Source organism: Aminobacter sp. MDW-2 (genome assembly GCF_014250155.1).
In the GTDB taxonomy this organism is placed as follows: Bacteria; Pseudomonadota; Alphaproteobacteria; order Rhizobiales; family Rhizobiaceae; genus Aminobacter; species Aminobacter ciceronei.
In genome coordinates this window covers 915339-936127 of record NZ_CP060197.1, presented here as the reverse complement: position 1 = coordinate 936127, position 20789 = coordinate 915339, and the positions used below count along the sequence as shown (strand labels likewise).

Annotated in this window: 14 protein-coding genes; 12 read left to right on the top strand and 2 right to left on the bottom strand. The window is 65.5% G+C overall.

What is annotated here, in order from left to right; all coding sequences use genetic code 11:
- Positions 1-11: 11 nt before the first annotated feature.
- Complete coding sequence (locus H5P29_RS04510; protein ID WP_154385274.1) at positions 12-1622, bottom strand: phosphoenolpyruvate carboxykinase; 1611 nt, start codon at positions 1620-1622, stop codon at positions 12-14.
- Positions 1623-1979: 357 nt separating this feature from the next.
- On the opposite strand from H5P29_RS04510, the gene H5P29_RS04505 reads away from it, so the two are divergent.
- The 12 genes from H5P29_RS04505 to trxA all read left to right on the top strand — a co-directional run bounded on the left by H5P29_RS04505 (position 1980) and on the right by trxA (position 19377).
- A complete protein-coding gene (locus tag H5P29_RS04505) occupies positions 1980-2681 on the top strand; it encodes a response regulator transcription factor (RefSeq protein ID WP_109578295.1) in 702 nt (233 codons plus the stop codon).
- Positions 2682-2709: 28 nt separating this feature from the next.
- The gene (locus tag H5P29_RS04500) at positions 2710-4470 is read left to right on the top strand and encodes a sensor histidine kinase (protein WP_182574514.1); all 1761 of its coding nucleotides are present in this window, start codon (positions 2710-2712) and stop codon (positions 4468-4470) included.
- A gap of 3 nt (positions 4471-4473) precedes the next feature.
- The gene (locus H5P29_RS04495) at positions 4474-4920 is read left to right on the top strand and encodes an HPr kinase/phosphorylase (protein WP_182574463.1); all 447 of its coding nucleotides are present in this window, start codon (positions 4474-4476) and stop codon (positions 4918-4920) included.
- 159 nt (positions 4921-5079) lie between these two features.
- Positions 5080-5481, top strand: coding sequence for a PTS sugar transporter subunit IIA (locus tag H5P29_RS04490; protein WP_067955745.1), 402 nt, complete (start codon positions 5080-5082; stop codon positions 5479-5481).
- Positions 5478-5780: an HPr family phosphocarrier protein gene (locus H5P29_RS04485; RefSeq protein ID WP_067955743.1), complete on the top strand. Its 303-nt coding sequence runs from the start codon at positions 5478-5480 to the stop codon at positions 5778-5780. The genes H5P29_RS04490 and H5P29_RS04485 overlap by 4 nt, the downstream gene beginning before the upstream one ends.
- A 152-nt stretch (positions 5781-5932) precedes the next feature.
- Positions 5933-7333 carry an adenosylhomocysteinase gene (gene ahcY, locus H5P29_RS04480; RefSeq protein ID WP_067955742.1) on the top strand — a complete coding sequence of 467 codons (1401 nt, stop codon included), beginning with the start codon at positions 5933-5935 and terminating at the stop codon, positions 7331-7333.
- A 195-nt stretch (positions 7334-7528) separates the two neighbouring features.
- Positions 7529-10078 (top strand): PAS domain-containing sensor histidine kinase, encoded by a 2550-nt coding sequence (locus H5P29_RS04475; RefSeq protein WP_154385273.1) that lies wholly within the window; start codon positions 7529-7531, stop codon positions 10076-10078.
- Between the two features lie 5 nt (positions 10079-10083).
- Complete coding sequence (gene tsaE, locus H5P29_RS04470) at positions 10084-11592, top strand: tRNA (adenosine(37)-N6)-threonylcarbamoyltransferase complex ATPase subunit type 1 TsaE (protein ID WP_154385272.1); 1509 nt, start codon at positions 10084-10086, stop codon at positions 11590-11592.
- 36 nt (positions 11593-11628) lie between these two features.
- Positions 11629-12333 (top strand): nucleotidyltransferase family protein, encoded by a 705-nt coding sequence (locus tag H5P29_RS04465; RefSeq protein ID WP_067955737.1) that lies wholly within the window; start codon positions 11629-11631, stop codon positions 12331-12333.
- Positions 12330-15455, top strand: a complete 3126-nt coding sequence (gene addB, locus H5P29_RS04460; protein ID WP_154385271.1) for a double-strand break repair protein AddB — start codon at positions 12330-12332, stop codon at positions 15453-15455. The genes H5P29_RS04465 and addB overlap by 4 nt, the downstream gene beginning before the upstream one ends.
- Positions 15452-18982, top strand: a complete 3531-nt coding sequence (gene addA / locus H5P29_RS04455) for a double-strand break repair helicase AddA (RefSeq protein ID WP_154385270.1) — start codon at positions 15452-15454, stop codon at positions 18980-18982. The genes addB and addA overlap by 4 nt, the downstream gene beginning before the upstream one ends.
- Before the next feature lie 74 nt (positions 18983-19056).
- Positions 19057-19377 carry a thioredoxin gene (trxA, locus tag H5P29_RS04450; RefSeq protein WP_067955731.1) on the top strand — a complete coding sequence of 107 codons (321 nt, stop codon included), beginning with the start codon at positions 19057-19059 and terminating at the stop codon, positions 19375-19377.
- Between the two features lie 76 nt (positions 19378-19453).
- Here trxA and H5P29_RS04445 read toward each other — a convergent pair whose 3' ends face one another.
- Positions 19454-20785 carry a folylpolyglutamate synthase/dihydrofolate synthase family protein gene (locus tag H5P29_RS04445; RefSeq protein WP_067955730.1) on the bottom strand — a complete coding sequence of 444 codons (1332 nt, stop codon included), beginning with the start codon at positions 20783-20785 and terminating at the stop codon, positions 19454-19456.
- Positions 20786-20789 lie beyond the last annotated feature (4 nt).

The following is a 20789-nucleotide window of genomic DNA, read 5'->3' as shown; positions in this document are numbered from 1 at the left end:
CGATGCGAGTGTTACTCGGCGGCTTCGCGCACCTGCGGTGCTGCGCCCAGAACGGAGGCGTCGACATGGCTTTCGAACTTGCCGAAATTGTCGGCGAACATCGACACCAGCTTCTTGGCCTGGCGGTCATAGGCAGCGCCGTCGGCCCAGGTCGAACGCGGGTCGAGGATCTTGCTGTCGACGCCCGGCACCGAGACGGGCACGGCGAAGCCGAAATTCGCATCCGTGCGGAACTCGACCGCGTTCAGCGAGCCGTCGAGCGCTGCCGACAGCAGGGCGCGCGTTGCCTTGATCGGCATGCGCGAGCCGGTGCCATAAGCGCCGCCGGTCCAGCCGGTGTTGACCAGCCAGCAGTCGACATTGTGCTCGGCGATCAGCTGGCGTAGCAGATTGCCGTATTCCGAGGGGTGGCGCGGCATGAAGGGAGCACCGAAGCAGGTCGAGAAGGTCGCCTCCGGCTCGGTCACGCCACGCTCGGTTCCGGCAACCTTGGCCGTGTAGCCCGACAGGAAGTGGTACATCGCCTGCGCCGGCGTCAGCTTGGCGATGGGCGGCATCACGCCGAAGGCATCGGCCGTCAGCATGATGATGTTCTTCGGGTGGCTGGCCTGGCCGGTGGCGCTGGCGTTCGGGATGAAGTCGAGCGGATAGGCGCAGCGGGTGTTTTCGGTGCGCGAGCCGTCGTCGAAATCGGGAACGCGGCTGTCGTCCAGCACCACGTTCTCGAGCACGGTGCCGAAACGCTGGGTGGTGGCGAAGATTTCCGGTTCTGCTTCGGCCGACAGCCGGATCGTCTTGGCGTAGCAGCCGCCCTCGAAGTTGAAGATGCCGTCAGGGCCCCAGCCGTGCTCGTCGTCGCCGATCAGCGTGCGTTTGGGATCGGCCGACAGCGTCGTCTTGCCGGTGCCCGACAGGCCGAAGAACACGGCGGCGTCGCCGTCGGGACCTTCGTTGGCCGAGCAATGCATCGGCATCACGCCCTTGGTCGGCAGAAGGTAGTTGAGCGCGGTGAACACCGACTTCTTCATCTCGCCGGCATAGGCGGTGCCGCCGATCAGCACGATCATGCGGGTCAGGTCGACGGCGATCACGGTCTCGGTGCGGGTGCCGTGGCGGGCCGGGTCGGCGCGGAACGACGGCAGGTCGATGATCGTCATCTCGGGCACGAAGCTGGCAAGCTCGGCCGCCGTCGGACGGATCAAAAGGTTGCGGATGAACATCGAGTGCCAGGCGAATTCGGTGACGACGCGCGTCGGCAGGCACAGCGAGCGGTCGGCGCCGCCGATCAGGTCCTGGACATAGAGATCCTTGTCGGCCGCCTGGGCCAGGAATTCGGCGTGCAGCGCGTCGAACTGGGCGCGACTGATCGGCTTGTTGTTGTCCCACCAGACATGGTCTTCGGTGTTTTCGTCGCGCACGACGAACTTGTCCTTGGGCGAACGGCCGGTATGCTGGCCGGTCTCTGCGACGAGTGCGCCATGCGCGGTCAGCTTAGCCTCGCCGCGCCGGATCGCTTCTTCGGTGAGAAATGCAGCGCCAAAGTTGTAACGGACGGTGCCCGACGTTTTGAGCCCTGCCGTTTCGATCCCGCAGGCGGGATTTCGCTTACCGGTTTCGGTCATTTAGTGAAGCCTCGTAGCCATGACGCTGTGTCCGGTCTGCGGGCCGGACGCCGCTGTCCCAACGGGACTGAGGCAGGCTGAAACAGAAAAGATAAGCGATATCAAATCATTAATCGATTTAAAAATTTTGAAATTTGTCTAAATCGTTTAAAAGGTGTGCAAGCAGTCGCCGGCCCACACAAGATCGGCAGTTTTTTGTTCGAGCTTTGGCGCCGCCGCCCCATATAAGGCAAGCACAAGGCATGGCGGTTGCGCTCCCCTCGAACGGAGGCTATGCCACATTTTGTACCTAATTTGTCCTGCACAAGCCCTGCTGTAAGCAGGAAGGGACACCCGCTCATGAGGGAGCCGCTGGAAATGGCAACGATCGCGCTTGTCGACGACGACCGCAACATTTTGACATCGGTTTCGATCGCACTTGAGTCCGAGGGCTATCGCGTCGAGACCTATACGGATGGTGCGTCGGCGCTCGAAGGGCTGGCCGCGCGTCCGCCGAACCTTGCCATCCTCGACATCAAGATGCCGCGCATGGATGGTATGGAGCTGTTGCGCCGGCTGCGCCAGAAGACCGATCTGCCGGTGATCTTCCTGACCTCCAAGGATGACGAGATCGATGAGCTCTTCGGTCTGAAGATGGGCGCCGACGATTTCATCCGCAAGCCGTTCTCGCAGCGCCTGCTGGTCGAGCGTGTCCGCGCCGTATTGCGCCGGGCAAGCGCCCGCGAGGCCGCGACCAAGGCGCCGACGCAGCAGGCTCGCTCGCTCGAGCGTGGCCAGCTGGTGATGGACCAGGAGCGCCACACCTGCACCTGGAAGGGCGAGCCGGTCGTACTCACCGTCACCGAATTCCTGATCCTGCACTCGCTGGCGCAGCGCCCGGGCGTGGTCAAGAGCCGCGACGCCCTGATGGATTCGGCCTATGATGAGCAGGTCTATGTCGACGACCGCACCATCGACAGCCACATCAAGCGCTTGCGCAAGAAGTTCAAGGCTGTCGACGACGACTTCGAGATGATCGAAACCCTCTACGGTGTCGGCTACAGATTCCGCGAAGCGTGATATCGGCGAGGGCTGAGATCACATGGCGATGGACGCAGAGATCAGGAAGCCGGCGGCCGCCTCCAAGCGGCCGCGCGGGCGTTTGCTGTTTCTCGACCGGACCCGGATTCGCCTGAGCCGCCTGCTTGGCCATTATTTCTTCTCGAGCCTGACCCGCCGCATCCTGTTCCTCAACCTCGCCGGTCTGGCGGTGCTGGTGGCGGGCATCTTCTATCTCAACGCGTTCCGCGGCGCGCTGATCGAGGCACGCGTCGAAAGCCTGATGACGCAGGGCGGTATCATTGCCGGCGCCATCGCTTCGTCGGCAACGGTCGAAACCGATGCCATCAGGATCGATCCGGAAAAGCTGCTCGAGCTGCAGGCCGGCGAAAGCCTTGGTCCCGGCACCGACCAGCTCGACAGCCTCGATTTCCCGATCAATCCGGAGCGTGTCGCGCCGCTGCTGCGGCGGGTCATCTCGCCGACCCGCACCCGCGCCCGCATCTACGACCGCGACGCCAACCTTTTGCTCGACTCGCGCCACCAGATCCTGCGCTACGACCTGCCGCCGGTGGAGGAAGAAGAGCCGACGCTGATCGAGCGGGCGCAGAAATTCATCTTCGACTTCTTCGTCGACAGCTCCCTGCCGGTCTACAAGGAGCAGCCGGGCGGCAATGGCGCTGCCTTCCCGGAAGTCGTCCAGGCTCTGACCGGCGGCCCCGCGACCATCGTGCGCGTCAGCGAGCAGGGCGAGCAGATCGTCTCCGTCGCCGTTCCGATCCAGCGTTTCCGCGCCGTGCTCGGCGTGTTGATGCTGTCGACCGAAGGCGGCGACATCGACAAGATCGTGGCGGCCGAGCAAAAGGCGATTCTGCGCGTCTTCGGTGTCGCGGCACTGGTCACCGCCATCCTTTCGATGGTTCTGGCCTCGACGATCGCCACGCCTCTGCGCCGCCTCTCGGCTGCAGCCAATCGCGTCAGGCGCGGTAGCAAGAACCGCGACGAGATTCCCGATTTCTCGGATCGCCAGGACGAGATCGGCAACCTGTCGGTCGCCGTGCGCGACATGACCAACGCGCTCTACAACCGTATCGAAGCGATCGAGAGCTTTGCTGCCGACGTCAGCCACGAGCTCAAGAACCCGCTGACCTCGCTGCGCAGCGCCGTCGAGACCTTGCCGCTGGCCAAGAATGAAAGTTCGCGGGCGCGCCTGATGGAGGTCATCCAGCACGACGTGCGCCGGCTCGACCGGCTGATCACCGACATTTCCGACGCTTCACGCCTCGATGCCGAACTGGCCCGCGAGGACGCCAGCAGGGTCGATCTCAAGAAGTTCATCGGCGACCTGGTCTCGGTGTCGCGTGAGAGCGGCCGCCACAAGAAGCCGGTCGAGATCGAATTCACCCCTGCCAAGTTGCCGGCCGGCGTGAAGAACTACAATGTCGCCGGCCACGATCTGCGCATCGGCCAGGTCATCACCAACCTGATCGAGAATGCCCGCTCCTTCGTGCCCGACGAGCATGGCCACATCGCCATTTCGCTTGCACGCGTCGGCAAGTTCAACGTCATCACCGTCGAGGACAACGGTCCCGGCATCCGCGCCGAAAACATCGACCGCATCTTCGAGCGCTTCTACACCGACCGGCCCGCCAGCGAAGCCTTCGGCCAGAACTCCGGCCTCGGCCTCTCGATCAGCCGCCAGATCGTCGAAGCCCATGGCGGCACGCTGACGGCCGAGAACATCACCGGCACCAAGCCGGGCGAACTCAAGGGTGCGCGTTTCATTGTCGCCTTCCCGGCCGAAAGCTGATCCGTGGCGCCGACCAACATGCATGCGACGGCGATAGTACTCGGAGATCGCGGCGTGCTGATCGCCGGACCGCCGGGCTCAGGCAAATCGTCACTCGCTCTTGCGCTTGTCGAAAAATTTCGCGCCGGCAACCGTTTTGCCCGGCTGGTATCCGACGATCAGGTTTTCCTGTCGGCCCATCAGGGTCGGCTCGTCTGCCATGCGCCGTCAACGATCGCCGGTCTCGTTGAAGTCAGAGGCGGCGGCCCAATCCCCGTCGAACATGAGGCCGCGACAACGGTCGACCTGCTTGTCAGGCTGGTTCCGGCCGGCGCGGTGGAGCGGCTGCCCGAGGACGCAAGTGAGCTTCTCCTGGGTTGCAAAGTGCCAAGATTGATGCTCGCGGAGCGCGAAATCGCAGTGGCCACACCCGCGCTGCTGGCGCTGCTCGGCGCCCGGTTTCCAGCCTGAGGCTGCCCAACATTTTTGCTGCATTGCGTCAAAATGGCAGGTCTTGCCGTAAATTGGGGCTTGTAAACGCCCTCGCCGTCGACAAGATAGCGCTCCCGCCCCCAAGGCGGCAAAAATACTGCGCGGCTGTGAAAGGGCCATGACGGGAGCCATGACAGAATGATCGGACTCGTGCTTGTGACGCACGGTCAACTGGCTGAGGAGTTCCGCCATGCCGTGGAACACGTCGTCGGACCGCAGGAGAATTTCGAGACCGTCTCAATCGGCGCCGACGATGATATGGCGCAGCGCCGCAGCGACATCATCAACGCCGTTGCCCGCGCCGACACCGGTGCCGGCGTCGTCGTCCTGACCGACATGTTCGGGGGCACGCCGTCGAATCTCGCCATCTCGGTGATGGAGGCCGGCCGTGTCGAGGTCATCGCCGGCATGAACCTGCCAATGCTGATCAAGCTGACCAGCGTGCGCAAGGCCGACAACATGTCCGGCGCGCTCGACGAAGCGCAGGCGGCAGGACGCAAATACATCAACGTTGCAAGCCAGGTGCTGAGCGGCAAATGAGCGGCATGCCCTACTCGCCCGAGAAGGGCCACGTCGTCCGCGACCTCGCCATCGTCAACCAGAGAGGCCTGCATGCGCGCGCTTCGGCGAAGTTCGTGCAGATCGCCGGCGAGTTCGAAGCCTCGATCAGCGTCGAGAAGGACGGCATTTCCGTTGGCGGCACCTCGATCATGGGCCTGATGATGCTGGCCGCCAGTCCCGGCTGCACGATCCGGGTGACCGCAAGCGGCCCCGAGGCCGACCAGGCGATGGAAGCGCTTGCGACACTCGTTGCCGCGCGTTTTGGCGAGGAGTGCTGATCGCCGGGTTATCTGCCCAGTGACATGCACGAATAAAGATTTCTTTATGTCCCATTGTCGATGACGGCCTGATCTGGTAGTCAGGCCGATCTTTCGCGCGCCCTCTCAAGCCTCCCGCTTCGGCGCGCAGCAAACAGGAATCGGAGCAAGCCATGACGGGTAGCAAGGATTATCTGGTCGCCGACATTTCGCTCGCCGGCTGGGGTCGCAAGGAAATCGAGATCGCCGAAACCGAAATGCCGGGCCTGATGGCCTGCCGCGAGGAGTTCGGTGAAGCACAGCCGCTCAAGGGCGCACGCATTTCCGGCTCGCTGCACATGACCATCCAGACCGCGGTGCTGATCGAGACGCTGAAGGCTCTCGGCGCCGACATCCGCTGGGCCTCGTGCAACATCTTTTCGACGCAGGACCACGCCGCTGCGGCGATCGCCGAATCTGGTATCCCGGTCTTCGCAGTCAAGGGCGAGACGCTCGAGGAATACTGGCAGTACACCGACCAGATCTTCCAGTGGACCGATGGCGGCGCCACCAACATGATCCTCGATGATGGCGGCGACGCCACCATGTACATCCTGATCGGCGCTCGCGCTGAAGCAGGCGAAAACGTGCTGTCCAATCCGGGCAGCGAAGAGGAAGAAATCCTTTTCGCCCAAATCAAGAAGCGCATGGCCGAGACGCCGGGCTTCTTCGCCAAGCACAAGGCTGCGATCCGCGGCGTCACCGAAGAGACCACGACCGGCGTCAATCGTCTCTACCAGCTGCAGAAGAAGGGCCTACTGCCCTTCCCGGCGATCAACGTCAACGACTCGGTCACCAAGTCGAAGTTCGACAACAAGTATGGCTGCAAGGAATCGCTGGTCGACGGCATCCGCCGCGGTACCGACGTCATGATGGCCGGCAAGGTCGCCGTCGTCTGCGGCTACGGCGACGTCGGCAAGGGTTCGGCCGCCTCGCTCCAGGGCGCCGGCGCCCGCGTCAAGGTCACGGAAGTCGATCCGATCTGCGCGCTGCAGGCGGCGATGGACGGCTTTGAAGTCGTAACCCTCGAGGATGCCGCTCCGACCGCCGACATCGTCATCACCACGACCGGCAACAAGGACGTCATCACCCTCGATCACATGCGCCTGATGAAGGACATGGTCATCGTCGGCAACATCGGCCACTTCGACAACGAGATCCAGGTTGCCGCGCTGCGCAATCTGAAGTGGACCAACGTCAAGCCGCAGGTCGACATGATCACCTTCCCGGGGGGCAAGCGCATGATCCTTTTGTCGGAAGGCCGTCTGCTCAACCTCGGCAACGCCACCGGCCATCCGAGCTTCGTCATGTCGGCGTCGTTCACCAACCAGACGCTGGCCCAGATCGAGCTCTGGACCAAGCCCGGCCAGTACAAGAACGAAGTCTATGTCCTGCCCAAGCATCTCGACGAGAAGGTCGCGCGCCTGCATCTCGACAAGCTCGGCGCCAAGCTGACCACGCTGAGCGATGAGCAGGCTACCTATATCGGCGTCACGCCAAAGGGTCCGTTCAAGCCGGAACACTACCGCTATTAACCATAGCGAAAATACCTACTAGATATTGAAGCCGGGCGATTGACTTTCGCCCGGTTTCTTTTTTGGGGGCTCGCCTGCTTCACGTCGATTCGCCTAAGCGGTATGGTGACATGATTCGTCACGCGCCCATTCTTGGCGGGAATTTCGGGCACTACGGGGCGGTCTTGCAGTCGGGCGGCACAGAGGAAACAAGACATGCCGGGGGAATACCCGCTTCCAGCGGGACAGGCCGTCTCCGGCGGCCACGAGGATTCGCAGAACGCGACCGCAGGCCGCTCCTGGCATGCCTTGCGGCGTGTGGGCGGTTGGGCGGCGAGCGCGGCCCTTGCCACGACTGCGATTTGCACGCCTCTCGGCTTCGCCCACGCCCAGCAGGCATCGATTGCCGGCCTGCCCGTGAGCACCGTAGAAGTCATCCAGCTTGCGATGTTCGTCGGCGTGATGGGCGCTGCCTTGATCTCGGCAATCGCGCTGATCCGCGAGAAGGGCCGCATCAGCGCCGAGAATGTCGAGCTGCGCGGCCGCGTTGCCGATCTCAATGCCTCGCTGCAGCGCTCCGAGGCCCTGCTCAATTTGCGCGACCAGCGCGTCATCGTCTGGGCCAACGAGAACAAGAAGCCCGAACTCGTCGGTTCGCTGCCGATCGAGACAGGGGCCCCGGATGATCGTGCCGCCTTCCTTGGCTTTGGCCGCTGGCTGATGCCGCGTTCGGCCGCAGCGCTCGAAAACGCCATCGCTGCCTTGCGCGACAAGGGCACGGCCTTCGAACTGATTGCCGAAACCCACGCCAATGCTGCGCTCGAGGTCCATGGCCGCAAGAGCGGTGCCCATGTCATCGTCCGCTTTGTCTCGATTTCCGAAGCGCAGCGCGGGCAGGCCCGGTTGAAGCTCGAAAACCAGCGCCTGAGCGCCGAATACGAGACGCTGATCGGCCTGCTGGACGCAATCGACATGCCGTTCTGGATGCGCGATGCCGACGGCCGCCTTAAATGGGTCAACAAGGCCTTCGCCAAGGCCGTCGAGGCGGTGGATTCGTCCGCCGCCATTCGTGACGGCAAGGAATTTCTCGGCACCCAGGCGCGCGAGGCGATCGTCCAGCAGCACCAGACGCAGCCGCTGTTCCAGCAGACACTGTCGACCGTCATCGATGGCGACCGCAAGATGTTTGCCGTCACCGATCTGGTCGGCAAGGAAGGCTCGGCCGGCATCGCCGCCGACATGAGCGCCGCCGACGCCATCCGCGAGGAATACAGCCTGGTCGTGCGCAGCCATGCCGATACGCTCGACCAGGTTGCCACCGCCGTCGCCACCTTCGACGCCGGGCAGAAGCTGCGCTTCTACAACAACGCCTTCCAGAAGCTCTGGGATCTCGACGCCGGCTACATTTCGAGCGCGCCCGACAATGCGCTGCTGCTCGACCGCCTGCGCAGCGAACGCAAGCTGCCCGAGCAGCAGGAATGGCGCCGCTGGAAGGAGAACCTGCTGTCGGCCTATCGCGCCGTCGATCCGCAGGAGCACCTCTGGCACCTGCCCGACGGCCGCACCATCCGCGTCGTCGCCAATCCGCAGCCCAAGGGCGGCGTCACCTGGGTGTTCGAGAACCTGACCGAGCGGATCGATCTCGAAAGCCGCTACACCACAGCCGTGCGTGTGCAGGGCGAAACCCTCGACAATCTGGCCGAAGGCGTCGTCGTCTTTGGCCCAGATGGCCGTATCCGCCTGTTCAATCCGGCCTTCGGCCAGCTCTGGGGCGTCTCGCCCGAGGTGCTGCGGCAGAACACGCACATCTCGGCCATCCGCGCCGAATGCGACACGCGTGCCGACAACAGCCCGTGGGGCGATTTCGTCTCCGCCGTCACCGGCTTTGACGAACGCAGCGACCGCCATGGCCAGACCGAGCTCAAGAACGGCTCGGTGCTGCAGCATGCCGTCATCCACCTGCCCAACGGCCAGGTGATGCTGACCTTCGTCGACGTCACCGACAGCGTCAATGTCGAGCGCGCGCTGAAGGACAAGAACGAGGCGCTGCAGCGCGCCGACCAGATCAAGAACGAGTTCGTCCAGCACGTCTCCTACGAGCTGCGTTCGCCGCTCACCAACATCATCGGCTTCACCGAGCTGTTGTCGCTGCCCGGCACCGGACCGCTGTCGCCGCGCCAGCGCGAATATGTCGAGCATATCGGCTCGTCGTCGGGCGTGCTGTTGACCATCGTCAACGACATCCTCGACCTCGCTACCGTCGACGCCGGCATCATGCAGCTCGATATCTCCGAAGTGCATGTCCATCGCGCCATCGAGGCTGCTGCCGAGCTCGTCGCCGACCGGCTGGAAGAGCACTCGATCAAGCTTGCCATCGAGATCAAGGGCGCGCCGAAGAGCTTCAACGGCGACGAGACCCGCGTCCGCCAGATCCTCTACAACCTGCTCTCGAACGCGGTGAACTACGCGCCGGCTGCCAGCACCATCACGCTCGCTTGCCGCCAGCGCGCCGAAGGCGTCGAATTTTCGGTCCATGACGACGGCCCGGGTGTGCCGCCCGAGGTGCTCGACACCATGTTCCAGCGCTTCGAATCCCGCGTCAACGGCGGCCGCAAGCGCGGCGCCGGCCTTGGCCTGTCGATCGTCAAGAGCTTCGTTGAGCTGCATGGCGGCACCGTCCGGATCGACAGCGGCAAAGATCTTGGCACGACCGTCATCTGCCTGTTCCCAGACATGCCCGCCGGCGTCCGGGTCGCGGCGGAGTAGCAGGTTTGACGACGGCCAGATCGCTGGAACGGCACCTGCCCGACGAGGCCGCCACGACGCAGCTGGGCGAGGACCTCGCCATGGCCGTGCGGCCTGGCGACGTGTTCCTGCTGGACGGCGATCTCGGCGCCGGCAAGTCCACTTTGGCGCGCGGCCTGATCCGCGCCCTGGCCGCCGATCCCGCCCATGAGGTGCCGAGCCCGACATTCACGCTGGTCCAGAGCTACGACACGCCTGTCGCCGTCCATCATTTCGACCTCTATCGCCTGTCCTCGCCAGAGGAGCTGGAAGAGCTTGGTTTCGACGAGGCGGTTAGCTCGGGCGTGGCGCTGGTCGAATGGCCTGAGCGCGCCACTGATGCCATGCCGGCAACCAGCCTGCGCATCGCGTTCCAGCATGAGGGCGATGGCCGCCGCATCACGATTACAGGCGATGGACCGGCCTTCGACCGTGTCGCCCGCTCACTCGCCATGCGTGACTTCCTCGTAGCCTCAGCGTGCAGCGATGCTCATCGTGCCCGTTTCATCGGCGACGCCTCGGCGCGGTCTTATGAGACGGTGACCAGGGAAGGCCATGCACCGCTGGTGCTGATGAACTCGCCGAGACTGACGCTCGGTCCGCCCGTGCGTGACGGCAAGCCCTACGCCGAGATCGCGCACACCGCCCAGACCGTCGCCGCCTTCGCCGCCATCGATCGCGCGCTTGCCGCCGGTGGCGTCACCGTGCCGGGCATCGTCGCCCAGGACCTCGACCAGGGTTTCGTGCTGCTCGAGCATCTCGGCTCAGGCGCTTTCCTCGATCCCGAGGGCAGGCCGGTCACCGAGCGCTACGCAGCTGCGGCAGAACTGCTGGCAATGATTCACGGGAAACATTGGGACGACCGGCTGGAGGCCGCGCCCGGTGTCGTCCACCAGGTGCCGCCCTTCGACCGTGACGCTTTGATGATCGAGGTCGAGCTGCTGGTCGAATGGTATGTGAAGGCGGTCACCGGTGCGCCTGCTTCGGCTGAGCTGTGCGACGGCTACCGCGCCGCCTGGAACGCCGTCTTCGACCGCCTCGCCGACAAGCAATATGGCCTTGTCCTGCGCGACTACCATTCGCCAAACATCATCTGGCGTGGCGATCGCCATGGCCACGACCGCCTCGGCATCGTCGACTTCCAGGACGCGCTGATTGGCCCCGTCGCTTACGACGTCGCCTCACTCGCCATGGATGCGCGGGTGACCGTGTCGCCCGACATCGAGCGCGGCACCGTCGATGCCTATGTCGCCGCGCGACATGCTGCCGGCAGTTTTGACGAGATGGCCTTCCGCGAAGCCTACGCCATCATGGCGGCGCAGCGGAATTCGAAGATTCTCGGCATTTTCGTCCGCCTCGACCGGCGCGATGGCAAGCCGCAATATCTCAGGCACCTGCCGCGCATCAGGGACTATCTGCACCGCTCGCTCTCACACCCGTCGTTGGCGGAACTGCGCGACTTCTACCGCGACAACCGCCTGCTCGAGGAGTTCTGACGCGTGAATGGGCCTGCCAAAAATCCCTCCGTTGCCATGGTTCTGGCCGCCGGTCTCGGCAAGCGCATGCGGCCGATCACCGATACGATCCCCAAGCCGCTGGTGCGCGTGTCTGGCAAGACCCTGCTCGACTGGGGTCTCGACAGCCTCACCGAGGCGGGCGTCGAGCGAGCCGTCGTCAATGTCCACTATCTGCCCGACCAGATCGTCGAGCATGTCGCTTCCCGCCAGGCGCCGCGCATCGAAATCTCCGACGAGCGCGACGGACTGCTCGATTCCGCCGGCGGCATCGTCAGGGCGCTGCCCCGGCTTGGCGCAGCACCGTTCTACATCGTCAACGCCGACACCTTCTGGATCGATGAGGGCGTGCCCAACCTGACCCGCCTCGCCCTTGCCTGGGATGCCGGGCGCATGGATATTCTGCTGATGCTGGCGGACCTCGAACAGGCGACCGGACACTCGGGTGGTACCGACTTCCTGGTCGCGCCGAACGGGACGTTGAGCCGCGCCAGGGGCGCGCCCGACGGGCTTATCTATGCCGGTGCTGCGATCGTCCACCCACGCCTGTTCGCCGCTGCACCCGAGACGCCGCATTCGCTCAACCGCTATTTCGACGAGGCGATTGCCAGCGGTCGGCTTCACGGCATGCGCATGTCGGGCAGCTGGATCACCGTCGGCACGCCCGATGCCATCGCACCTGCCGAGGCCGCGGTGAAGAGGGCATTGGCGGAGGCGCAATGAGCGGCCGCGCGTCGCCACGCGTCTTTTCCATCCCGCCCGGCACCCCCTTCCTGCCGACGCTGGCGGCGTCCCTGCTCGACGGCAGCCTGATCCCCGACTTCCGCTTCGACGGCGATCCGCTGGCGCTGGCCGACGTCACAATCTACGTGCCGACGCGCCGCGCTGCGCGTGCGCTGCGCGGTGTCTTCGTCGATGCCGGCGGCGGCAGCTCGGCGATCCTGCCTGTTATCAAGCCGCTCGGCGAGTTCGACGAGGACGAGGCGGCCTTCGAGACCGAAGGCGCCGGTGCGCTCGACCTTGCCCCGCCGGTTTCCGCCACCGACCGCCTGCTCCTGCTCGCACCCTTGGTGCGTGCCTGGAAGCGCCGTCTTCCCGCCCATGTCGCGGCGCTGTTCGAGGAGGAGATCGTCGTGCCGGCCTCGGCTGCCGACGCCATCTGGCTGGCCCGCGATCTCGCCGGGCTGATGGACGAGATCGAGACCGAAGGCTCCGACTGGTCGCGGCTAGCCGACCTGGTGACCGGTGAGCTGTCCGGCTGGTGGCAGGTGACGCTCGACTTCCTCTCCATCGTCACCGGCGCCTGGCCGGAAATGCTGAAGGAGCGCGGCCAGTCCAATCCTGCCGCCCATCGCAGCGCCCTGATCCGCCTCGAAGCCGAGCGGCTGAAGCGCAACCCGCCCGCCGGACCGGTCATCGCGGCGGGTTCCACCGGCTCGATCCCTGCTACCGCCGAGCTGCTCGCGGCCATTTCGCGCTTGCCGCGTGGTGCAGTCGTGCTTCCCGGACTGGACGCCACGCTCGACCAGCGCGCTTATGAGACGATCACCGAGATCGGCGCCAGGGCCTCGGTGCTTGGCCATCCCCAGTATGGCCTCGCCAAGCTGATCGGCAAGATCGGCATCCTGCGCGACGACGTCGACGAACTGGGCGCGCCGACCGGTGCCATGGCCCGCCGCGCGGCCGTCGTCGGCGAAGCGCTGCGGCCGGCCGAGACCACCGACGCCTGGGCCGAGAAGCGCAGCGACGTCGACGACCCCGAGATCGCCGATGCCTTCGCCGGCGTAACACTTCTCGAAGCCGCGCATGAGCGCGACGAGGCGGCGGCTATCGCCATCGCGCTTCGCCAGGCGGTCGCCCAATCGGGCCATCGCGCTGCCCTGGTCACCAGCGACCGCAACCTTGCCCGCCGTGTCGCTGCGGAGCTTCGCCGCTTCGGCATCCAGGCCGACGATTCCGGTGGCGTGCCGCTGGCCAACACGCCGCCGGCAGCACTTCTGCGTACCATGCTCGCTGCCGCCTTCCGTCCGGGTGATCCGGTGGCGGTGCTGTCGCTGCTCAAGCATCCCTTGCTGCGCCTTGGCCAAGAGCGTTCAGCCGTCCGGCGTGCTGCCGAGACCATTGAGCTCGTCGTGCTGCGTGGTGGCGTCGGCCGGCCTGACATTGCCGGGCTCGCTGAGGAATTCGACGCCAGATTGACAAGCATGGGTGGCGCGTCGCGCAGGCCGTTCTGGTTCGACCGCATCAGCGTGCGCCGCATCGAGGAAGCCCGGGACATAGCAGGCAGGCTCGTCTCTCGCCTGGCGCCGTTGTTCGCCTTTCGTGGCGATTCAGAGGTCGACCTCGCGGCGATCGTCCGTGCCACCGTCGAGGCGCTGGAAAATCTCGGACGCGACGAGCATGGCGGCCTGGGCACACTCTATGACGGCGATGCCGGTGCCAAGCTCGCCGAGGCGCTGCGCTCGCTGGTCGCAGCACAGGCCTCGTTCAGTTTCGCCGCCGACGAGTGGCCCGACGTCATGGACGCGCTGGTGGCGCCCGAGGCGGTCAAGCCGGCGCAGGGTGCCGACCGCGCCATCGCCATCTGGGGTGCGCTCGAAGCCCGCCTGCAGACGGTGGATACGCTGGTCATCGGCGCGCTGAACGAGGGCACCTGGCCGCGCAAGGCAGAGGCCGACCGCTTCATGTCGCGCGTCATGAAGACGGGCATCGACCTCGAACCGCCGGAACGCCGCATCGGCCTCGCCGCCCATGATTTCCAGATGGCGATGGGGGCGAAAAACGTCGTCCTGTCGCGTTCCGCCCGCTCGGGCGATGCGCCCGCCGTGCCGTCGCGCTGGCTGCAGCGCCTGCTCACCTATCTCGGCCCCGACCACGCGGCCGTCTTGCGCAAGCGCGGCGAAAACCTGCTTCATTGGGCGCGCCAGCTCGATGCCGGCCAAAAGACCGATTTCGCTACCCGTCCGGAGCCCAGGCCGCCGGTGGAGGTCAGGCCGCGCCGCTTCAGCATCACTGAGATCGAGACGCTGCGCCGCGATCCCTATGCCGTCTATGCCAGGCGTATCCTCGGCCTGTCGGCGCTCGACCCGCTGGTGCGCGATCCCGGTGCCGCCGAGCGGGGCACGTTGTTCCACGATATCCTGCACCTGTTTTCGGCGACCATCGTCGATCCGCGTGATCCCACCGCATTCGGCGCACTGATCGCCGCCGGCCGCCATTGCTTCGCCGAGGCGGCTCTGCCCGCCGACGTCGAGGCCGTCTGGTGGCCACGCTTCGAGCGACTGGCGGTCAACATCCTGGAGTGGGAGCGCAGCCGCGCCGACGCCGTGGTTTCCCGCCACGCCGAGGAAGGCGCCTCGGCCATCGAAGTCGGGCTCAGCGGCGCGACGCTGTCCGGTCGCGCCGACCGTGTCGACGTGCTTGCCGGCGGCATGGCAGACATCCTCGACTACAAGACCGGCTCGTCGCCATCCAAGGCGCAGGCACACACGCTGATCTCGCCCCAGCTGGCGCTCGAAGGCGCGCTTCTGCGGCGTGGCGCCTTCCGCGAGCTTGGTAAGCGCGAGCCCTCGCAGCTGGCGTTCGTCCGCCTGAAGCCGAATGGCGAGGTGTTCGAAGAATCGATCCTCGAGCACAACCGTAAGCCAAAATCAGCCGTCGAACTGTCCGAAGAGGCCTGGCAGCGCTTGGAGCAGCTTTTGCTGCACTACAACGATCCGACCACGGGTTATCTCTCGCGCGCCTTGCCCTTCCGCGAAGGCGAGACCGACGGCGACTACGACCATCTCGCCCGCGTGCTCGAATGGTCGGCCGGCGGTGATGGCAGTGCGGAGGGCGATGAATGAAGAAGGCGTTCTTCGTCCCCAACGAGACGGCAGAGCGCCAGGCGCGCGCCTCCGATCCGGGCAATTCGGTCTGGGTGTCGGCCAATGCCGGCTCCGGCAAGACGCACGTGCTGTCGCAGCGCGTGATGCGGCTTTTGCTGCGTGGCACCGATCCATCGAAGATCCTGTGCCTGACTTATACCCGCGCCGCCGCCGCCAACATGTCGAATCGCGTCTTCGCCAACCTGTCGGAATGGACGATGTTGGCCGACGCCGAGTTGGCCGCACGCATCACGGCACTCGACGGTGTCCGCCCTGACGCTGCCAAGCTGCGCCGCGCGCGCCGATTGTTCGCCGAGGCGCTGGAAACGCCGGGCGGGCTGAAGATCCAGACCATCCACGCCTTCTGCGAGTCGGTGCTGCACCAGTTCCCGCTCGAGGCCAACATCGCCGCCCATTTCGAGATGCTCGACAGCCAGATGGAGGCGACTTTGTTCGCCACCGCGCGGCGCGACATGGTCACCGGCGCCGGCGAGCACAATCCCGAACTCGCCGAGGCCTTCGCCAAGGTGCTGGAGCGTGGCGGCGAGGCCGGGCTCGATGCGCTGCTCGCCGAGATCGTGCGCAAGCGCGATGGGCTGCGCGCCTTCATCGCCCAGGTTCAAGACTTCAATTTCGAAGCGCTCTACGAGGAGTTCGGTTTTTCGCCCAGGGACAGTGCCGAGGCCATCGCCGCTTCGATCTGGCCGCTGCCGGGCTTCGAGCCGACCTTCTTCACCGAATTCGCCATAGCAGCCGAAGCCACAGACGCGCGCAGCGTGCTGAACAATATCCTGCCTTACGCCCGGCTCGCCTATGCCGAGGCCGACCCCATGCGCCGGCTGTCGCTTCTGTGCAATGCCTTCCTCAAGGCCGACGGCGATCCGTACAATCCGTCCAGCGCGTTCAAGAAGGCTTTGCTCGACCGGCTGCCAGATTTGCCCGAGCGTTATGCGGCGACGGCAGCGGCCATCATCGAGGCAGCCGACCGGCTCGCCCATTTTCGCATGCTGGAGGCAACGCAGGCGGCACTGACGATCGCCGACTGGCTGATTGCCCGCTACGAGCGGCTGAAGACCGGCCGCGGCTTCCTCGATTTCAACGACCTGATCACCCGCACCGTCAACCTGCTCGCGCGTCCCGACGCCGGGCCGTGGGTGCAGTACAAGCTCGACAAGGGCATCGACCACATACTGCTCGACGAAGCCCAGGACACCAGCCCCGACCAATGGGAAGTGGTGAAGCGGCTGGCGGAAGAGTTCTTCTCCGGCTTCAGCGCCCGCGACAACGTTCACCGCACGGTCTTCGCCGTCGGCGACGAGAAGCAGTCGATCTATTCGTTCCAGGGTGCCGCGCCCGAATCCTTCGACAACTCCAAGCACGAATTCGCCGGCCGCATCCGTGATGCCGATGCCCGTTTCGAAGACGTCACACTGACCTGGTCGTTCCGCTCGACAGACGACGTGCTGTCGGCCGTCGACCGTGTCTTCGAGGACACGAGCGTTCGTCGCGGCGTCACCCGCGCGCCCGAGCCGCCGAGCCATAAGGCGATCCGCGCCGGGGCGGCAGGTTACGTCGAGGTCTGGCCCTCGGTCGGCGCCGATGCCGTCGACGAGCCCGACGACTGGCGCAAGCCTATCGACCATGCTCATGCGCCTGCCGTGGTGGTTGCTGAACAGGTCGCCGCCACCATCCGCAAATGGCTCGACGAGCGTGAGGTCATCGAAGGCACCGGCAAGCGCCTGCGCGCGGGCGACGTCATGGTGCTGGTGCGCAAGCGCGACCGCTTCGTTCATGCGCTGTCGCGGGCGCTGAAGCGCCGCGACATCCCGGTAGCCGGCGCCGACCGGCTGAGCCTGCCCGGCCATATCGCGGTCAAGGACCTGATCGCGCTTGGGCGTTTCCTGATCCAGCCGGAGGACGACCTGTCGCTGGCCGCCGTGCTGCGTAGCCCGATCTTCGGCATGTCGGAAGATGCGCTGTTTGTGCTCTCGGCCAATCGGAGCAAAGGAAGGTCGCTGATCGCCTCGCTGCGCGATCATGCGGCGAGAGATGCTGTTTTCGCCGAGGCGGCCGCCGTCCTTGAGGCCTGGGCGACGGAGGCTGCCTTCCGGCCGATCTTCGAGTTCTATTCGGGCGTGCTGTCGGGCGGACCCAGCCGCGACGGCGTGCGCAAGAAGATGATCTCGCGCCTTGGCCAGGAGGCCGGCGACATTCTCGACGAGTTCCTGAATTTCTGCCTGGCCGAGGAGCGCACCGGCCTGCCCGGTCTCGAATCGTTCCTGTCGACGCTCGAAAGTGCCGGCCCCGAGATCAAGCGCGAGATGGATCAGACGCGTGACGAGGTCCGCATCATGACCGTACACGCCGCCAAGGGTCTGGAGGCGCCGGTGGTGTTCCTCGTCGACAGCGGCTCGGCCCCGTTCAGCGATCAGCATTTGCCGCGCCTGATGCCTTTCGTCCCGCAAGGCCGACACTGGCAGGGCAAGGGTTATCTCTGGCGCGCTGGCGCCGATGTCGCCAACGCCTTCTCGAAGGGTGCCAGCGCGTTGGCCCGCGATCTCGCCGACGACGAATACCGGCGCCTGCTTTATGTCGGCATGACCCGCGCCGAGGACCGGCTGATCATCTGCGGTTATCACGGCAAGCGCCAGCCCGGCCTCAACACCTGGCATTCGATTGTCAGCCGTGCGTTGTCGGTGGCGCCCGAAAGCGCGGAGCGCGGCCATCCCGTCATCACGGACAGGCCTGTCCACCGCTTCCGCGTCACGCCATTGCCCGCAACGCCTTTGTCGGCGCCGGAACCGGCGGCCAGCGAGAGAGCCCGCATCGAGCCCTTGCCGGAAAGCCTTTTTGGCGCGCCGCCGGCCTTCGAGGATTTGCCGCGGCCGCTGTCCCCGTCGGGCGCTTCGGCGCTGATCGAGGAGACGCAGGAGGCCGTGATCTCGGGCCGCTCGCCGGTGCTCGACGCCGAGGGCGAGCCGGGCTTTGCCATCGCCCGCGGCTCGGCCTTGCACCGGCTGTTACAGATGCTGCCGCGGCTCGACGCCGAGATACGCCAGTCCGCCGCCGAGCGCTACCTCGTCCGTGTCGGCCAGGACTGGCCGGATGCGGAGCGTGCCAGCGCGCTCGCATCCGTGCTTGCAGTCCTCGACGACCCCAGGTTTTCGCCGCTGTTTTCGCCCTCCTCGCGCGCCGAAGTGTCTGTTATGGGCAGCCTCGTGGTCAGGGGAAAGCCGCGCTCGGTGTCGGGCAAGATCGACCGCCTGGCGGTCACCGACAGCGAGGTGTTGATCGTCGACTACAAGACCAACCGGCCGCCACCCGCCTCGTTCGAGCAGGTGCCAAACGCCTATGTCGTGCAGCTTGCGCTCTACCGCGCGCTGCTCCGGCCGCTCTATCCCGGCAAGACGGTTGCCGCGGCCCTGCTGTTCACAGAGGCGCCGCGGCTGATCGCCGTACCGGCCGAGGCGATGGATGCCGCCCTTGTTCGACTCACCCAAGCGTGACACAACGGATGCTTGACCAAGGGTCCGCGCACTACCACATATGGCGCGACAGACAACTCCAAGAGGATCGTATCATGGCCACCGTCAAGATCGACAACAGCAATTTCAAGTCCGGCGTGCTCGAGGCCAAAGAGCCCGTCGTCGTCGATTTCTGGGCTGAATGGTGCGGCCCCTGCAAGATGATCGGCCCGTCGCTCGAAGAGATTTCCAACGAGCTCGCCGGCAAGGTCAAGATCACCAAGGTCAACATCGACGAGAACCCCGAGATTGCCGCCCAGTTCGGCGTGCGTTCGATTCCGACGCTGATGATCTTCAAGGACGGCGAAGTTGCCGACATCAAGGTCGGCGCGCTGCCCAAGACCGCGCTGTCGCACTGGATCAGCGGCAACGTTTGATCGCCCGTATCAAGCAAATGAAAAGCCCGGCTTTGGTCGGGCTTTTTTGTATCTCGAATGGCCGCTGGACAGGCCCTCAGGTCGGCGGCGTGCCGTTGGCCGCCAGCACCTCGCCCACCAGATAGAGCGAGCCGCCGATCAGGATGCGCGGCGCCGGCTCTTTCTCGTCCCAGGTATCGCGCAAAAGCATCAGTGCATTGGCAACCGAGCTCACCGGCTCGGCCGACAGCCCGGCCTCGGTGGCGCGCACAGCCAGTTCCTCGTTGGGAACGCCGGCGTCGCTCATCGTCACCGGCACGGTGTAGACATGGCGCGCCATGCCGTGGAACGGCTTGAAATAGCCGGTCTGGTCTTTGGTGTTGATCATGCCGGAGATCAGGAACAGCGGGCGCGGGAACTTCTCCTCCTGCTCGGTCAGGGCCTCGGCAATGACGGTCCCGGCGCCGGGATTGTGGCCGCCGTCGACCCAGACCTCGGCGCCCTTCGGCGCCAGCTCGCTGAGTGCGCCCTGCGGCAGGCGCTGCATGCGACCGGGCCAGGCCACCGACGCCATCGCCTTGTCGGCGGTGCGTTCGTCGACCGGGAAGCCGGCGGCCTTCACCGCGGCGATCGCGGCGGCTGCATTGGCGAACTGGTGACGTCCGGGCAGGCGTGGCGGTGACAGGTCCAGCAGGCCGGTCTGGTCCTGGTAGATCATGCGGCCGTTTTCCTCGAAGGCGACGAAATCCTGGCCATAAACCTCAAGTGGGCAATTGAGCCGCTCGGCAGTGTCGATCAGCACCTGCTGTGCCGCCTCGGTCTCCTGCGCGCCGACGACGACCGGGCAACCGCGCTTGATGATGCCGGCTTTCTCGGCGGCGATCAGCTCGACCTTGTCGCCAAGATAGGCCTCGTGGTCCATCGACACCGGCATGATCACCGACACCGCCGAGCGCTTGATGACATTGGTGGCGTCGAAGCGCCCGCCAAGCCCGACCTCTATGATGCAGGCGTCGGCCGGATGCTCCGAGAACAGAACGAACGTGACGGCCGTGAGGATCTCGAAGACGGTGATCTTCTCGCCGCGATTGGCTTCGCCGACGCGGCGTACGGCATCCGCCAGCACGTCGTCGGCGACAAGCTTGCCGCCGCCCGGCGCTGCCAGGCGGTAGCGTTCGTGCCAGTTCACCAGATGCGGCGAGGTGTGGACATGGACCAGCAGACCCTGGGCTTCGAGCAGCGCACGCGAGAACGCCGCGCACGAGCCCTTGCCATTGGTGCCGGCGATGTGGATCACCGGCGGCATGTGGTCCTGCGGATTGCCCAGCCTTTCGAGCAGCCGGGTGATGCGGTCGAGCGAAAGGTCGAAGCCCTTCGGATGGAGCGCCAACAGGCGCTCGATTTCGAGATCGGCTTCGAGCGTGGTCATGGCA